Consider the following 15,257-nt stretch of genomic DNA (forward strand, 5'->3'; position numbering starts at 1 on the left):
TGGCGGCTATGTTTGTAATGAAGGCAACCACATCAGCGCTGCACGTCGCAAGCTTTGCGTGTCGCCACTGGCCAGTAAGGTCACTCGACCGAGTTTTTCTTCACTGCTCTGAGCCAGCAAGCCGCGCTCTCCCAACATTTTTTTCACCTGCCGCGCCACGGGTAGGCCGGTTTCTAAAATAGTCACCTTGTTGCCCACAAACTCTCGAAGAATGGGCAGTGCAAAGGGGTAGTGCGTACAGCCTAGAACCAAGGTGTCTATCTCGCCCGCATGGGTACCAAACACGCCAATGGCATTGATATATTTCTCACACAAGGCTCGCACTGGGGCATCATCCCCATCTTGACATTGCTGCTCAATGGCGTCAGCCAAGCCCTCGCAGCCTTGCAAAACAAACTTGGTTTGTTCACCCAAGCTTTCTATCAACTGTGCAAATTTTTCGCTACCCAAGGTGGCAGGTGTCGCCATCACGCCTACGCGCTTTGTCTGGCTCAAAGTCGCTGCAGGTTTGATGGCAGGTTCTACGCCAAAGAATTCCACCTCTGGGTGGTCGTTGCGAAGTTGCTGTATGGCCAAGGCCGTCGCAGTATTGCAAGCTATGACCAGCGTTTTCACATGGTGTTCATTGCGCAGTGTGTGCCACATGGCTTTCGCACGGGCCTGAACAAATGCGGCATCACGCTCACCATAAGGCGCATGGGCGCTGTCTGCCATGTAGACAAAGCTTTCTTGCGGCAACTCAAGTTGCAAAGCTTGCAAAATGCTCAAGCCGCCCACGCCGCTGTCAAAGACCCCAATAGGCGCTTGCCGGTTCAAGTGCGGATCAAGACTCACTGGCTGTTGAGCGTAATGCCCTTGAACTCACCGCTGGCAATGCGCTTGGACCATTCGGCAGGACCAGTGATGTGGGCGCTGGTGCCGCCAGCATCTACTGCCACGGTGACGGGCATGTCGACCACGTCAAACTCGTAAATGGCTTCCATGCCTAGGTCGGCAAAGCCCACAACCTTGGCGTGTTTGATGGCCTTGCTCACCAAATACGCCGCACCGCCCACCGCCATCAAATACGCGCTTTGGTGTTTGCGAATTGCCTCAATGGCCGCTGGGCCGCGCTCGGCCTTGCCGATCATGGCAATCAAGCCGGTTTGCGCCAACATCATCTCGGTGAACTTGTCCATGCGGGTGGCAGTGGTCGGGCCAGCAGGGCCTACCGCTTCGTCGCCCACGGGATCGACAGGGCCGACGTAATAGATGACGCGGTTGGTGAAGTCCACCGGCAACTTTTCGCCCTGGGCCAACATGTCTTGGATGCGTTTGTGCGCCGCGTCGCGACCGGTGAGCATCTTGCCGTTGAGCAACAACGTTTGGCCGGGCTTCCAGCTGGCCACTTGGGCCGGTGTCAAGGTGTTCAAGTCCACGCGCTGGCTTTTTTGGGTGTCGGGCGTCCACTTCACTTTGGGCCACAGGTCGAGTGATGGTGGGTCCAGGTATACCGGACCCGAGCCATCGAGCACAAAGTGCGCGTGGCGCGTGGCGGCGCAATTGGGGATCATGGCCACCGGCTTGCTGGCCGCGTGGGTGGGGTACATCTTGATCTTCACATCCAAGACTGTGGTTAGGCCGCCCAGGCCTTGCGCGCCAATGCCCAAGGCGTTGACCTTGTCGTGCAACTCCAAGCGCAGGTCTTCGGTGGGGGTCAGCTTTTCGCCCTTGGCCGCTTTGGTTTGCAAGGCGTACATGTCCAGGTCTTGCATCAGGCTTTCTTTGGCCATCAGCATGGCTTTTTCGGCGGTGCCGCCAATGCCAATGCCCAGCATGCCCGGCGGGCACCAACCCGCGCCCATGGTGGGCACGGTTTTCAAAACCCAGTCCACCAAGCTGTCGCTGGGGTTGAGCATGATCATCTTGCTTTTGTTCTCGCTGCCGCCGCCCTTGGCCGCCACCGTGATGTCTAGTGTGTTACCCGGCACCAATTGGGTGAAGATCACCGCAGGCGTGTTGTCTTTGGTGTTTTTGCGTTCAAAGTGCGGGTCGGCGACAATGCTGGCGCGCAAGGTGTTGTCAGGGTGGTTGTAGCCCCGGCGCACGCCTTCGTTGATGGCGTCTTCAAAGCCAGCACTAAAGCCCTCCAAGCGCACACCCATGCCAATCTTCACAAACACATTGACGATACCGGTGTCTTGGCAGATGGGGCGATGTCCCGTGGCGCTCATTTTGCTGTTGGTCAAAATTTGCGCCATGGCGTCTTTGGCGGCAGGGCTTTGTTCTCTTTCATAAGCGCGGGCCAAGTGGGTGATGTAGTCGGCAGGGTGGTAATAGCTGATGTATTGGAGCGCAGCGGCAACGGATTCGATCAAGTCACTTTGGGTGATGGTGGTCATGGTTTATTGGCGTGTTTCAGTGGTGTGCATCGGCTTCGTGGCCGATGACGCGGGTTTGGTTCAAGAGTTTGTCGGTATAGGCAATTGCAATCGCACTGAGCAAGAAAGTGATGTGAATAATGGTTTGCCAAATCAGCACTTTTTCATCGTAGTTGGCGGCGTTGATGAAGGTTTTCAGCAGGTGAATGGACGAAATACCGATGATGGCCATGGCCAATTTCACCTTCAGCACAGAAGCATTGACATGGCTGAGCCACTCGGGTTGGTCGGGGTGTTGCTCAAGGTACATGCGCGAGACAAAGGTTTCATAGCCGCCCACGATGACCATGATCAGCAGGTTGGAAATCATCACCACATCAATCAAGCCTAGTATGACCAGCATGATGATGGCCTCGGTGAGCTTGGTGGGCACGCCGTCAGATTTATAGCCAATGCTGCTGACCAGCGCTTGCAAAGCGGTTTGGCTGCCAAACACCGCCTCTAGCAAGTGCACCAACTCCACCCAAAAGTGGTACACATAAACGCCCTGTGCCGCAATCAGGCCTAAATACAGCGGAAGTTGCAACCAACGGCTGGCAAAAATGAAGCGCGACAGTCTGTTGGGATCTTTGAGCTTAGAGGCTTGCATGCTGTTTCCTGGTCCTTGAGGGCAAATCACCGTTGGCATTGATTCTAGGCAATGATGGCGACAGGCTTAAACCCCGACACGTAAGCTTCATGCCAGTCAGTGCCTTGTAAGAGCTTGCCGCGAAAGTAACGGTAAAACCAGCTTAGAGCCGCTGCAGCGGCCGACCCACTTTAGGAGACAAGCCATGAGTCAGTTCGACCACATCATTCACCATCCCCCTGCCTCGTTCGTCGAGCAGGCCACTGTGGCGGGCATGGACGCTTACCACGCCTTGTGCAAACACGCCGAGGAGGATTACGCGGATTTTTGGGCTACTCAAGCCAAGCGCTTGCTCAGCTGGAACAAGCTGTTCACCCAAACCTTGAACGACAGCCAAGCACCGTTTTTCAAGTGGTTTGAAGACGGCACCTTGAACGCCTCTTACAACTGCCTAGACCGCCATGTCGAAAAGGGGTTGGGCGACAAAACTGCCATCATCTTTGAAGCCGATGGCGGTGAGGTCACCCGCACCAGCTACGCACAATTGCTCTATCGAACCTGCCAAATCGCCAACGCGATGAAGCAGTTGGGTATCCACAAAGGTGACCGCGTCATCATCTATATCTCCATGTCCATCGAGGGTGTGGCCGCCATGCAAGCCTGTGCCCGTATCGGCGCCACCCACTCGGTGGTTTTCGGCGGCTTCTCCGCACAAAGCTTGCGCGACCGCATCGAAGACACCGGCGCCAAGATGGTCATCACCGCCGACCAACAGGTGCGTGGTGGCAAGCAACTGCCTTTGAAAGCCATCGTCGACGAAGCCCTCACATTGGGCGGCTGCGACACCATTGAACATGTGTTGGTCGTCAAGCGCACGGGTGCGGATGTGGCCATGACTGCTGGTCGTGACCAGTGGATGTCTGAGGTTGCCGACAAGCAAGCCACGACCTGCGAGCCCGAGTGGGTGGGCGCCGAGCATCCACTGTTTTTGCTTTACACCTCAGGGTCAACAGGCAAGCCCAAGGGCGTGCAACACAGCACGGGTGGTTATTTGATGCACGCTGCACTCACCACCGAGTGGACCTTCGACTTGAAGCCCCACGATGTGTTTTGGTGTACCGCTGATATCGGCTGGGTGACAGGGCACACCTACATCAGTTACGGCCCCTTGGCCTTGGGCGGCACGCAAATCGTATTTGAAGGTGTGCCCACCTTTCCTGATGCCGGTCGTTTTTGGAAGATGATTCAAGACCACAAAGTCAGCATTTTTTACACCGCACCGACCGCCATTCGATCGCTCATCAAAGCGGCCGAAGGTACAGCCGCCGTGCATCCCGACCGTTACGACCTCAGCAGCTTGCGATTGCTGGGCTCGGTGGGCGAACCCATCAACCCTGCGGCTTGGGAGTGGTACTACAAGCATGTGGGCGGTGCGCGTTGTCCCATCGTCGACACCTTCTGGCAAACTGAAACCGGCGGCCACATGATCACGCCGCTGCCCGGTGCCACACCCATGGTGCCAGGCTCCTGTACCTTGCCCTTCCCTGGTATAGAGGCGGCTATCGTGGACGAAACAGGCAAAGATGTACCCAACGGACAAGCTGGCATTTTGGTGGTGAAAAAACCTTGGCCCTCGATGATTCGCACGATTTGGGGCGACCCCGAGCGCTTCAAGAAAAGCTACTACCCTGACGACTTCCAAGGCAAATACTATTTAGCTGGAGACGGCGCCATACGCGACGCCAAAACCGGTTACTTCACCATCACGGGGCGCATCGACGACGTGCTCAACGTGTCGGGCCACCGCATGGGCACCATGGAGATCGAGTCGGCACTGGTGAGTTGCACTGAACTGGTGGCCGAAGCCGCGGTGGTTGGCCGCCCCGACGACACCACGGGTGAGGCGATTTGCGCATTTGTGGTGTTGAAACGCTCACGCCCCACAGGGGAAGAAGCCAAACAGATCGCCAAAATTTTGCGCGACCATGTGGGCAAAGAAATTGGCCCCATCGCCAAGCCCAAGGACATACGTTTTGGCGATAACCTGCCTAAAACCCGCTCGGGCAAGATCATGCGCCGCCTCTTACGCTCTATCGCCAAGGGCGAGGCCATCACGCAAGACACCAGCACACTTGAGAACCCCGCCATCTTGACGCAGCTTGCCGATACCCACTGAACCCGTCATTACTTCGCTGCGCTCGCAATGACGGCACAGCGCAAAGACAGCCAAGCCACTAGCTAAAGAGTGCGAGCAAATCGTCTTTGCGTATGGGTTTAAGCAATACCTTGTCAAAGCCAGACGACTCCCACAGCAAGACCTCGTCGGGCATGGCGTGGGCGGTGTAAGCGATGATCTGAAGGTTCTGATAACGCTGATCCGCACGCAACTGCTTGCACAGTTGCAAGCCGCTGACAAAGGGCATGGAAATATCTAGCAAGATCACATCGCAAGGGTTGTGCGTTAGCCATTCAAGTGCTTCTTCGGCACCTACGCACTCATTCACCGCATGGCCTAGAGGGCGCAAAAACAGGCCTGGCAATAGACGGTTTGTGGAGTTGTCGTCAATCACCACAATATTCAATGCAGGGCTCATGTGGGCTTGTGACTTTCTGAGCGTATGGGCAAATTGAAAAAGAACACGCTGCCTTCGCCGGCTTTGGTCGAATAGTTAAGTGTGCCGCCCATGAGTTCGATCAAATGGTGGCTCAGCACCAACCCCAAGCCAGCACCTTCATTGGGGCGCAGTACAAAGGGGTTGTCAGATTTTTGTTGTCGCTTGAAGATGGTTTCTTGCATTTCAGGGGAAATACCTTTGCCAGTATCTTGTACAGAAAAAACCACCCACGAGCCATTGGTGCTGGGCGTGACCGACAGGGTGACGCTGCCAAGTGGACGGTTGTAATTCAAAGCGTTGTCGATCAAATTGTTTAGCACTTGGCGCACCCGGTAAGGGTCTGCGCGTAGCTGCGATGGCAACTGGGGAGCCAAATGAACGTGCAAGCTGATTTTCAATTCATCCGCCCGTGCTTGGTGCAAAGCGCGAACTGACTCCACCATGTCGTTGATGTCAAAGTCGGATTGGGATAAATCGAGCGAGCCTTCTTGGATTTTGCTCAGGTCGAGCAAGCCATTGACCAAGTGCAGCATCTGCAAGCTGTTTTCCAAAATGATTTTGGAGGTGAACTGAATCATCGGTTCGCGAGTGCTGCTGTAGATGTATTCGGCGTATCCCATCACGCCATTCAAGGGGGTTCGCAGGTGATGCGACATCGAAGCCAAAAAGTCGTTCACATGGTGCTTGCTCAGGCGAGCCTTGTGAATTTCCATTTGTTGCGATTGACTGCGCTGCTTTTCTTGCAGATAGAAATAGCCCAACGCCAGCAAAGCCGCTAAGAGTACAAAAGAAACAAGCCAAGCCGTTGTCATGGGTAAGCCATGGAGAAGGGATTATTTTTTGGGAAATATCAGGAATTCGTTGCTGAGCATGCGACTGAATTCTTGGACATGGTCATCTACCGTATTCAAAAGTGCCGGTGTGGGCAAAATTTTCTTGGAGCGCTTGTCACTGCTGTGGGCCTCATACTCAATCAGGCCATCGTTTTCAAACTCTCGGAGTTTGTAGCGTAAGGCACGTTCGCTCAAATCCTTGTTGTAGTAAATGCCCTTTAAAAATGCACTTGGCCCGCTTCGGTCGTCTTGCAGTTGTTTGGCAATGTTGAGGTACAGATAACGCCCAGCTTGGGTGGTGGCCAAATCGAGATGTTTGCTTTCCCAATCATGCAGTTGGCAAATGACCTGCAACAACTTGGCACTAAAGCTTGGATCGATATCGTTTCTCATGACATTCACTTTTTGGGAAAGGACGCAAATGCTAAAAGAAAGCCGACAGGAAAACTGATTTAAACTGATAAATTAACTGCCAAAAGTTAATGTAAATCCTTAAGTCTGCGCCTAAACTATTTGATATAAATTGGGCAATAAAGCCGATATCCCTTAAGCCGTAAGGCCCGAAGTGCCAGATTACCGGCACCGCAATCTGATAATTTCTTTCTCAATCGGTACAACTGAGCCTCTACAGCTGACTTTTGAAGCGTTTGCTCATCTTTGCCTAAAACGTCGTAGATTTGCCACAACTCAAGGGATTTGTCCTTTGCTCTGGCCAAGGCCATCAGCAGGGTGAATTCGGTGGGGGTTAGGTCTTGAGAGCCTTGACTGCCTTGGATGCGGCTTTGGGCAGTACGCAATTCAATCGCCTCAGGCTCGCTGTTGTAGGCTGGGTAAGCCTGATTGCCCATGTTAAGGCGTCGAGCCAGTGCATTGACGGCGGCAATCAATTCTTCGAAACCCACAGGTTTGGTGAGATAGATATCAGCCCCGCATTCATAGCCAGTGACTTTGTCAGCCGCATCGCTTCGAGCTGTCAGCATGATGATGCCTATTGTGGGTTGCACCGTATGAATACGCTTGGCCAAGGAAAACCCATCTTCGCCTGGCAGGCAGACTTCAAGGATCACCAAGTCCAAGTTGTGGTCTTGCGCTTCATCATCAAAGGCCTCAGCCGAATCGATACCAGTAACGTGGTGGCCCTCTTTTTGCAAAGCCCACACCAAACTGGCTTGCAAAGGCAGGTAGTCCTCCACCACCAAAATATTCATAACTTGATACAAAGGACAAACCTCTTTGTGTTGTTGTGCAATGCCAAACAGCCTTGGAACATTCAAAAAACTTAAGTAAGATGAATTGACTTAATTAAAAGGAAATTATCCATGTTGAACACAAAAATCTGGCTTGTTGCATCCTTCTCTTTGCTGGCCAGCAGCTTGTTGTTTGCCGCTGACCCCGCCGTGAAAAAGTCCGATTCAGGCATTTGTCATGAAAAAGGCTCCCCCTCATATGGCAATACCAAGAAGTTCACGGCTTTTGCGTCGCTCGACGAGTGCGTGAAAAGTGGTGGCAAATTGCCAGCTGGCCAACCCGCAGCAGCACCAGCTGCGCCAGTGGTGAAAAAGTCCGACAGCGGCATTTGCCACGATGCCAAGAGCCCTAGTTACGAGCGCACCAAGAAATTCACCGAGTTCAAAACCATCGATGAATGTCTGAAAAGTGGCGGCAAGCTCCCCAAGTAATGGGGGCGTAATGGCTTAGAAGTGGGCGGCAAAGTTTCAGCGAGCGTCTGGCAACTCGATTTTCACTTCCAGCACCTCAAGGTTGTCTTGGCGTTCCAAGTTGACCTTGATGTCTTCAGGATTGATGTTGACGTATTTGGACAAAACTGCGATCAAGTCCCGTTGTAAGTCGGGCAAATAATCGGGCTGGTGGGCCGTGCGGCCAGAGCGCTCATGCGCCAAGATGATTTGCAAACGCTCTTTGGCGACGCTGGCGGTTTTTTTCTTTTCGCCAATCAGGAAAGACAAAAACGACATGGGCTTATCTCCGCCCAAACACGCGTTGCAGCAGGCCGGGTTTGACGGCTTCGGTAAAGCGCATCGGAACGTCTTTGCCTAAAAAGCGTTCGATGACGTCTTTGTAGGCCTCGGCCACATCGCTTTTTTCCAGTAGTACCGCGGGCAAGCCTTGGTTGGAGGCTTGCAATACATCTTCTGATTCAGGGATGACGCCAAGCAGGGGAATGCGCAAAATGTCTTGGATGTCATCCAAAGACAGCATTTGACCTTCGAGCACGCGGTTGGGGTTGTAGCGGGTGATGAGCAAATGTTCTTTGATGGGCTCTTGGCCTTGAATCGCACGCAAAGTGCGACTGCTGAGCATGCCCAAGATGCGGTCTGAGTCACGCACAGACGACACCTCGGGGTTGGTCACAACCAAGGCTTCATCGGCAAAGTGCATGGCCATCATGGCGCCGGTTTCAATACCCGCAGGTGAGTCGCACACGATGAAGTCAAAACCCATGCCTGTGAGTTCGTGCAAGACACGTTCCACGCCTTCTTGCGTTAAAGCTTCTTTGTCGCGGGTTTGAGAGGCTGCCAGCACATAAAGGTTGTCGGAATGTTTGTCCTTGATGAGCGCTTGGTTCAAGGTGGCTTCGCCATTGATGACGTTGACAAAGTCGTACACCACACGCCGCTCGCATCCCATGATGAGGTCAAGGTTGCGCAAGCCCACATCAAAGTCGATCACCACTGTTTTTTGCCCACGCAGAGCCAAACCAGATGCAAAGCTGGCACTGGTGGTGGTCTTGCCCACGCCGCCTTTGCCCGAAGTCACCACGACAATTTTCGTCATCTAAACAAATCCTTGATTGATTGAAAACACTGGCTATGACAGTTTTGTCAAAAGCAGTGAAGCTAGGAGTTTACAAGGCAAGCATCACCAGCTTATCGCCCGCTAACCAGACTTGGGCAGCCTTGCCAGCCACCTCTTTAGGCAAGGGCGTGTCACTGGTGCGGTAAACCCCCGCAATAGACAGCAACTCGGCTTCTAAGCTGTTGGTGAAAATACGTGCAGATGTGTCGCCTTTGGCACCTGCAATGGCTTTGCCACGCAGGGGGGCATACACATGAATATGCCCATCGGCCATGATTTCCGCCCCTGGATTCACCATGGCCAACATGACCAAGTCCCGCCCCTTGGCGTACACATGCTGTCCTGAGCGCAAAGGCTTGTCCACCACCATGGCAGTGCCGTCGCTGGCCACTTCACGCACCACTTCACGAATCACTTCTACTTCTCGCACCACCTCTTGGGTTACAGGGTTTTGGGGCAAGGTGCGGGCCTCGGTAGTGAGGAACAAGCCAGCCAAGGTGGCTGCGGCCTCATGCACGGCATTGCTTGGACGCAAAGCCACAGGGTTCATGCGAAAGCTACGCAAAAGCTGTACCAAGGCGGGCAAGTCAAGCGGACCCGCTTGGTCGTCTAGGTGCTGCAAATCGACAAGAACAGGGTCGTTGTCGAAAAAATCGGGGGTGTCCCCCAATCGGGTTTGCAAATCTTGCGCCACCAGCGCGATATCCGCGCTTTTCATAACAAAAGACACCAAGGGCAAAGAAGCGCTTTTGATTTCAAACGACAAGGAATTGGCGGGGGGGCGAGAGCTCATGCGCAATAAATATAGGGGGTCAATGAGAAAGTATTTAAAGACAGGACTTTACACGCTCAGCAGCAGCGCACGGTTAGAAACTAAATTCCGAGACAATCGCTAAGAGTTGACACAGGAGGGTGCATGGAATCAACCGTTTGGTTGCTGGTGGCGTATTTTGCTGTGCTCGCGGCATCCTTGGTGTACCGGCGCCAAACAGTGCGCGGCCCTTGGTTGTTTTTATTTCGTGCTTTTTTCCCCAACTGGCAGTTCTTTCACAAAGTTGGACCGGTACCGCATTTGTATGTGCGCTACCAAGACCAGACTCAGGTGTGGAGCGATTGGCAGTGGGTGTATCCCCGAAGGCAGCGTCGTGTACTCGATGTCTTCCACAATCCCCAAGGCAATTTGCTGCTAGCGCAGCAAAACTTGGTTGACCATTTGTCTAGCGACATCAAAGATTTGGGCCAAGGCGCTGATGCACGCCCTTTGGTCAGCTACCAACTGGTGTGCCGCTTGGCAGCGCAGGCTGCGCGAGAACATAGCGCTGATGGGGTATGTCAATTTGAATTGCGCCTAGAGCGTCCCACGCCGCAAGGCTATGGCGAAAGCGACACCGTCTTGCGCAGCCCAGAGATCAGACTATGAACGGCGACACCTTGGTGCGCTGTCTCGAGGTCTTGTGCGGCATCAGTTTGCTCATTCAGGTGGCCGAATATCTGAGTATCGCGCCTAGCAGTGATGTATCTGGCGTGTGGTCTTGGCCGGCCCAAAGGGTAGACATTCCGCTGCAATCGCCTTGGGTCGGGCGCTTTTTCGATGCCATTTTTCAACCCCTGCCTTACCGTGTGCAATTATGGGTTAGGGGCTTGGCCGCAGTGATTTTGGTCGCTCAAGGTGCCAGCTTAGGTCTGGCCTTGGTCTTGTTTGTGGGAACACTTTTGCTGCTGGTGCGTTGGCGCGGTGCCTTTAATGGCGGCAGCGATTTCATGACCTTGGTGACTATCACGGGGATCTTGATTGCCCATGTGGTGTCGCTTTGGGCAGGAAAGGGCTTGGGCTGGGCGGTCGGTTTGTCCTACATCGCCATCCATACCCTGAGTTCCTACTTTGTCTCTGGCTGGGTCAAATTGCTGCAACCCGAGTGGCGAAGTGGGCGAGCGCTAACCGTTTTCCTCAATGGAGGCATTTATGGTCCTTTACCTGCAGACAGCGTTTTTCGACGTCCCAAGGTGGCCTTGCTCTGTAGCTGGGCGTTCATTGTGTGGGAAGCCGTGTTCCCCTTGGGCTTACTCAACCCTAACGGGGCATTGCTCTTTATAGTTATCGCGGCGGTGTTTCATTTTTTGGTTTTCTGGTTCTTTGGGCTGAATCGCTTTTTTTGGGCTTGGCTGACAAATTTGACTGCTGTGTGGTTCTTTAGCGGCTGGGTTAGCCGCTTTTGGGGGTAAACACCTTTAATTTTGAGTACTTTATAGTATATTAATGGGGTTTTTAAGGCTTTTTTTTCTTTGAGGCCTAAAGCTATGGGCCTAGAATGGCGATCCTGTTTCTGGACAGGTACTCACAGGGACGATTTATGCAATTGATGTGGCTTTCAGGGCCCACTGGAAATGTCAGGACGATCTCCATCACCTTTCGCACGGTGCTGATGTCCTGCGCCGTAGTCGCGCTGTTTTTGCTCAGTGCGGGTTTTCTATTGCATTTTGTGGGTTTCAAAATTGCGGTTGAGTACAACCCAGACTTAGCCCGAAGCATTGGTGGCGTTACTACCGAAGCTGAGCAAAAGCGCATGGAGTCCGTCTACCGCGATCACTTGTCCCAGTTGCGCGAATCCATGCACAACACCGTCAACGAAATTCGCCAACTCGAAACCATGAAAAACAGGTTCATGGAGATGGCCACTCCCAATGTGGTGCGCGACAAAGTCAACCGCAAAGACGACAACAAGGGCGGTCCCTTGGTCGCACCTCGTCCGTTTTCTTCATTTATTCGTCAGCCTTTGGGCATTGAGTTCGACCAAACTTTGCAAGAATTCTTACAAACCCAGACCGCTGTGTCTGAGTTGCACACCCGTTGGGAAAAGCAACTCGAGTGGCTGCATTCCTTGCCAACAGCCATGCCAGTGCGCGGCGACTTTCGTATCACCAGTGGTTTTGGTATCCGAAATGACCCTTTCACTGGCGGTCTAGCCATGCATGAAGGCTTGGATTTCACCGCGCCAATGGGCACGTTGGTGGTATCTACCGCTCAAGGCACCGTTACCCGATCTGCTTGGGACCACAGCTATGGCAATGTCATCGAGGTTCACCATGCCGAAGGCTTTTCCACCCGCTATGCCCACTTAAGCAAACGCATCGTGCAAGTTGGCGACATGGTTGAGCGCGGCGGCGTTTTGGGCGAAGTCGGTAGCACAGGGCGTTCAACCGGACCACATTTGCACTACGAAGTATTTAATAAAGACAGGGTCATCAACCCCGCACAAGTCCTGCCTTCAGGATCGAGCTAATTACACCCCTTACCGGAGCCTTCCATGTTTGAAAAACTGCGCGACAAGCCCTTGGCCAGTTCGCAAGAACGTTTTGAAACCCTTATTGGGCGCACTACTCAAATTTATGGGCGCCTAGTGTTGCTCGACAGTGTTCGTATCGACGGCAAGGTGGTGGGCAATATTGAAACCACCAAGGAACACAAGGTGACAGTAGCCATCGGCGCCAGTGGTGAGGTGTCGGGCGACGTCACCGCCCACCGAGTGATGGTGGCGGGGAAGGTGGAAGGCAATATTTACGCTTCTGAACGCGTCGAATTTCACAAAGATTCGGTGGTTCATGGTGATATTTCCTATGGCTCCATTGCAGTGGAACACGGGGCACGTTTGCTGGGCTTGGTGATCCAAAACCCAACGGGCGGCAATGCCGGTACCGAAGCCAGTACCGCCATTCGTCAGGCGCAAACCAACAAATAAACCGCTTTGTTGTCGCCCGATCACTACGATCAGATGTACAACAATCGGGCGCGTGTGCCCGATTTCGCCCACTATTTCGCCCAATGGGCGGCAGACTCCGTTGCTGCACGTGATTTATTGGGCGGCTCAACAGATATCGCCTATGGTGCAGGGCCCAGCGAGACCCTCGATATTTTTCCGGCAACTCAACCTCATGCGCCTGTCTTGGTGTTTATTCATGGAGGTTATTGGCGCTCTTTGGACAAATCAGACCACTCCTTCGTTGCACCTGCTTTTGTGAGCCAAGGCGCTTGTGTGGTGGTGCCCAATTACGCACTGTGCCCTGCGGTGACCATTTCTGACATCGTCATGCAAATGGTCAAGGCGCTGGTTTGGGTGTGGCGCTCTATAGACAGGTGGGGCGGCGACCCTTCTCGCATTCATATTGCGGGTCACAGCGCCGGTGGGCATTTGGCCGCCATGCTGATGGCTTGTCAGTGGCAGCGCCACCAGCCCGATTTACCAACAGACTTAGTTAAAAGCGTGTTGTCTATTTCGGGTCTTTACGAATTAGACAGCGTGATGCACTCACCCATGTTGCAGTCCTCTTTGCACTTGACCGAGTCCGAGGTGCTGCGCTGCAGTCCGGCTTGGATGCCGGCACCTTTCTCTGGGAGCTTGATCAGCGTGGCGGGTGCTTTGGAGAGTGACGCTTTTATTCGTCACAACCATCTCATACAAGAAGCATGGGGTCGTGAGCGTGTGCCCTTGGTGGAAGATTTGCAAGGCTTGCACCACTTCAGCATCGTCAATGAATTGGCCAAGCCGGGTTCGCATTTGCATGGTCTATTGATGAAGCAACTTCAAGGCTGACCTTCGTATTGACGATACAGCTCAGCGGGGTAGCTTCACCAAGCCCGCAGCCAGCGCGGTGCCGGTCAAGATCATGGCGGCACACAGGATCCCCCAAGTCGTGATGACTTCGTTCAAGAACCCAATGCCAATAATGTTGGCAAACAGTGGTATCAAATAGGTCACGGTCATAGTGCGAGACGCCCCCACTTTGGCGATCAAGCGGAAATACAGCACATAAGCCAGACCAGTACACACCACGCCAATCATCAGCAAGCTCCACCAAGCGCTGTCGCTGGGCCACTGCTCAGGCCAAAACCAAATGCCTGGCAAAGCCAACACCAAGCTCGCTCCCAGTTGGCTTCCAGCCGCGATGGTCATGGTGGGCACATCGCTTAAATAACGTTGCGAGTAATGGGTACTCAAACCGTAACAGGTGGTGGCTACCAAGCAAGCCAGTACCGCCCAACCAGAGCCTCCTGCTTTGAAAGATACGCCGCCAGGCATGGTCAAAGCCAGTAACACTGCACCCGCAAAGCCCAAGAGCAAACCTAGGCCACGAGAGTTTGCGGGTTGTTGCTTAAACCAAACCCAAGCGATCAATGCTCCAAACAGTGGGGTGGTGGAATTGAGAATCGACGATAAACCGGTGGAGATGAACATCACCGCATAGGCATAGCAAATAAAAGGGATACCCGAGTTCACCACGCCCATGGGCAAAATGCGTCGCCAATGCCGGCCAAGGCTATGGGCTTGTCCCTGCCATAGCAAAAAAGGCAGCAAGGTCAACCACGCCACGCTCACCCTTAGCCAAGCTGTGGACCAACTACCAAACTCTTGCGAGGTCATGCGCATGAAGAGGAAGGAAGAACCCCATATCACGCCTAGCAGCACAAACTCTGGCAGCCATTGACGCCACCGAACAGCGTCTGTCACAAAAGCGTGCCTTCGCGCTGTAGCAAATCCATTTTTCGCCATATGCCACCGGCGTATCCCGTTAACGCGCCATTGGCACCCACCACGCGGTGGCAAGGCACGATGATGCTTAAGGGGTTGCGCCCCACCGCCATGCCAACCGCACGTGCGGCTTGGGCTTGGCCCAAGTACTGCGCCAATTCGCCATAAGTGGAATAGCGTCCATAAGGTATTTGTAACAAGGCCCGCCAAACACGTTGCTGAAACTCGCTGCCTTGGGCAAGGTCTAGAGGGATATCAAACGACTGCCGTTTGCCTGCAAAGTAATCAGCCAATTGGCTTTTCGCAAGGCGTAACCAATGTTGCGATGGGCCCCAAGGAAGATGGCGTAAATCGGGTCGGTGTGCCTGATCGTCAAACCAAACGCCGCACAAACCTTTGTCACTGGCCACCAAGGTGAGCGAACCCAAGGGCGAGTTGATGGGCATTTGCAAAACATTGGCTTGAAAGATGGCGTGAAC

The 15,257-nt window shown here is 53.6% G+C and carries 19 protein-coding genes; 7 read left to right on the top strand and 12 right to left on the bottom strand.

Annotated features, from left to right (window positions below):
• Positions 1-6 precede the first annotated feature (6 nt).
• Genes murI through AC9UEO_RS04965 form a run of 3 tightly spaced genes read right to left on the bottom strand, consistent with a single transcriptional unit; the run spans position 7 to position 3,009 of the window.
• Positions 7-834, bottom strand: coding sequence for a glutamate racemase (murI, locus tag AC9UEO_RS04955; RefSeq protein ID WP_509530607.1), 828 nt, complete (start codon positions 832-834; stop codon positions 7-9).
• Positions 831-2,381, bottom strand: coding sequence for a fumarate hydratase (locus AC9UEO_RS04960; protein WP_509530609.1), 1,551 nt, complete (start codon positions 2,379-2,381; stop codon positions 831-833). The genes murI and AC9UEO_RS04960 overlap by 4 nt, the downstream gene beginning before the upstream one ends.
• 16 nt (positions 2,382-2,397) lie before the next feature.
• Positions 2,398-3,009: a TIGR00645 family protein gene (locus tag AC9UEO_RS04965; protein ID WP_509530611.1), complete on the bottom strand. Its 612-nt coding sequence runs from the start codon at positions 3,007-3,009 to the stop codon at positions 2,398-2,400.
• 184 nt (positions 3,010-3,193) lie between these two features.
• On the opposite strand from AC9UEO_RS04965, the gene acs reads away from it, so the two are divergent.
• On the top strand, positions 3,194-5,164 hold the full coding sequence (gene acs, locus AC9UEO_RS04970; protein ID WP_509530613.1) for an acetate--CoA ligase: 1,971 nt from the start codon (positions 3,194-3,196) through the stop codon (positions 5,162-5,164).
• Positions 5,165-5,222: 58 nt separating this feature from the next.
• Here acs and AC9UEO_RS04975 read toward each other — a convergent pair whose 3' ends face one another.
• The 4 genes from AC9UEO_RS04975 to AC9UEO_RS04990 all read right to left on the bottom strand — a co-directional run bounded on the left by AC9UEO_RS04975 (position 5,223) and on the right by AC9UEO_RS04990 (position 7,644).
• Positions 5,223-5,582 carry a response regulator gene (locus tag AC9UEO_RS04975; RefSeq protein WP_509530615.1) on the bottom strand — a complete coding sequence of 120 codons (360 nt, stop codon included), beginning with the start codon at positions 5,580-5,582 and terminating at the stop codon, positions 5,223-5,225.
• Positions 5,579-6,415 (bottom strand): sensor histidine kinase, encoded by an 837-nt coding sequence (locus AC9UEO_RS04980; RefSeq protein WP_509530617.1) that lies wholly within the window; start codon positions 6,413-6,415, stop codon positions 5,579-5,581. Before AC9UEO_RS04980 ends, AC9UEO_RS04975 begins: the two co-directional genes overlap by 4 nt.
• Before the next feature lie 21 nt (positions 6,416-6,436).
• A complete protein-coding gene (locus tag AC9UEO_RS04985) occupies positions 6,437-6,829 on the bottom strand; it encodes a hypothetical protein (RefSeq protein WP_509530619.1) in 393 nt (130 codons plus the stop codon).
• 116 nt (positions 6,830-6,945) lie between these two features.
• On the bottom strand, positions 6,946-7,644 hold the full coding sequence (locus tag AC9UEO_RS04990) for a response regulator transcription factor (RefSeq protein WP_509530621.1): 699 nt from the start codon (positions 7,642-7,644) through the stop codon (positions 6,946-6,948).
• Between the two features lie 111 nt (positions 7,645-7,755).
• Here AC9UEO_RS04990 and AC9UEO_RS04995 point away from each other — a divergent pair, with 111 nt between their 5' ends.
• The gene (locus AC9UEO_RS04995) at positions 7,756-8,115 is read left to right on the top strand and encodes a hypothetical protein (RefSeq protein WP_509530623.1); all 360 of its coding nucleotides are present in this window, start codon (positions 7,756-7,758) and stop codon (positions 8,113-8,115) included.
• Between the two features lie 36 nt (positions 8,116-8,151).
• On the opposite strand, the gene minE is transcribed toward AC9UEO_RS04995, so the two are convergent.
• From minE to minC, 3 genes are all read right to left on the bottom strand, one after another.
• Positions 8,152-8,412, bottom strand: coding sequence for a cell division topological specificity factor MinE (gene minE / locus AC9UEO_RS05000; protein WP_509530625.1), 261 nt, complete (start codon positions 8,410-8,412; stop codon positions 8,152-8,154).
• 4 nt (positions 8,413-8,416) lie between these two features.
• Entirely contained in the window at positions 8,417-9,232 is an 816-nt protein-coding gene (minD, locus tag AC9UEO_RS05005) for a septum site-determining protein MinD (protein WP_509530627.1), read from the bottom strand.
• Positions 9,233-9,302: 70 nt separating this feature from the next.
• Positions 9,303-10,046 (bottom strand): septum site-determining protein MinC, encoded by a 744-nt coding sequence (gene minC, locus AC9UEO_RS05010; protein ID WP_509530629.1) that lies wholly within the window; start codon positions 10,044-10,046, stop codon positions 9,303-9,305.
• Positions 10,047-10,169: 123 nt separating this feature from the next.
• Between minC and AC9UEO_RS05015 the strand changes: the two genes are divergently transcribed.
• The 5 genes from AC9UEO_RS05015 (at position 10,170) to AC9UEO_RS05035 (ending at position 13,842) form a co-directional block, all read left to right on the top strand.
• A complete protein-coding gene (locus tag AC9UEO_RS05015; protein WP_509530631.1) occupies positions 10,170-10,673 on the top strand; it encodes a hypothetical protein in 504 nt (167 codons plus the stop codon).
• Positions 10,670-11,476 carry an HTTM domain-containing protein gene (locus tag AC9UEO_RS05020; protein ID WP_509530633.1) on the top strand — a complete coding sequence of 269 codons (807 nt, stop codon included), beginning with the start codon at positions 10,670-10,672 and terminating at the stop codon, positions 11,474-11,476. Before AC9UEO_RS05015 ends, AC9UEO_RS05020 begins: the two co-directional genes overlap by 4 nt.
• Positions 11,477-11,562: 86 nt before the next feature.
• Complete coding sequence (locus AC9UEO_RS05025) at positions 11,563-12,534, top strand: M23 family metallopeptidase (RefSeq protein WP_509530634.1); 972 nt, start codon at positions 11,563-11,565, stop codon at positions 12,532-12,534.
• 24 nt (positions 12,535-12,558) lie between these two features.
• Complete coding sequence (locus tag AC9UEO_RS05030) at positions 12,559-12,990, top strand: bactofilin family protein (protein WP_509530636.1); 432 nt, start codon at positions 12,559-12,561, stop codon at positions 12,988-12,990.
• Between the two features lie 33 nt (positions 12,991-13,023).
• Positions 13,024-13,842, top strand: coding sequence for an alpha/beta hydrolase (locus AC9UEO_RS05035; RefSeq protein WP_509530638.1), 819 nt, complete (start codon positions 13,024-13,026; stop codon positions 13,840-13,842).
• 21 nt (positions 13,843-13,863) lie between these two features.
• Here AC9UEO_RS05035 and AC9UEO_RS05040 read toward each other — a convergent pair whose 3' ends face one another.
• Entirely contained in the window at positions 13,864-14,757 is an 894-nt protein-coding gene (locus AC9UEO_RS05040; protein WP_509530640.1) for a DMT family transporter, read from the bottom strand.
• Positions 14,754-15,248, bottom strand: coding sequence for a methylated-DNA--[protein]-cysteine S-methyltransferase (locus tag AC9UEO_RS05045; protein ID WP_509530654.1), 495 nt, complete (start codon positions 15,246-15,248; stop codon positions 14,754-14,756). Before AC9UEO_RS05045 ends, AC9UEO_RS05040 begins: the two co-directional genes overlap by 4 nt.
• Positions 15,249-15,257: the final 9 nt, after the last annotated feature.

The sequence above is a fragment of the Limnohabitans sp. genome (assembly GCF_040401495.1).
Taxonomy (GTDB): Bacteria; Pseudomonadota; Gammaproteobacteria; order Burkholderiales; family Burkholderiaceae_C; genus Limnohabitans.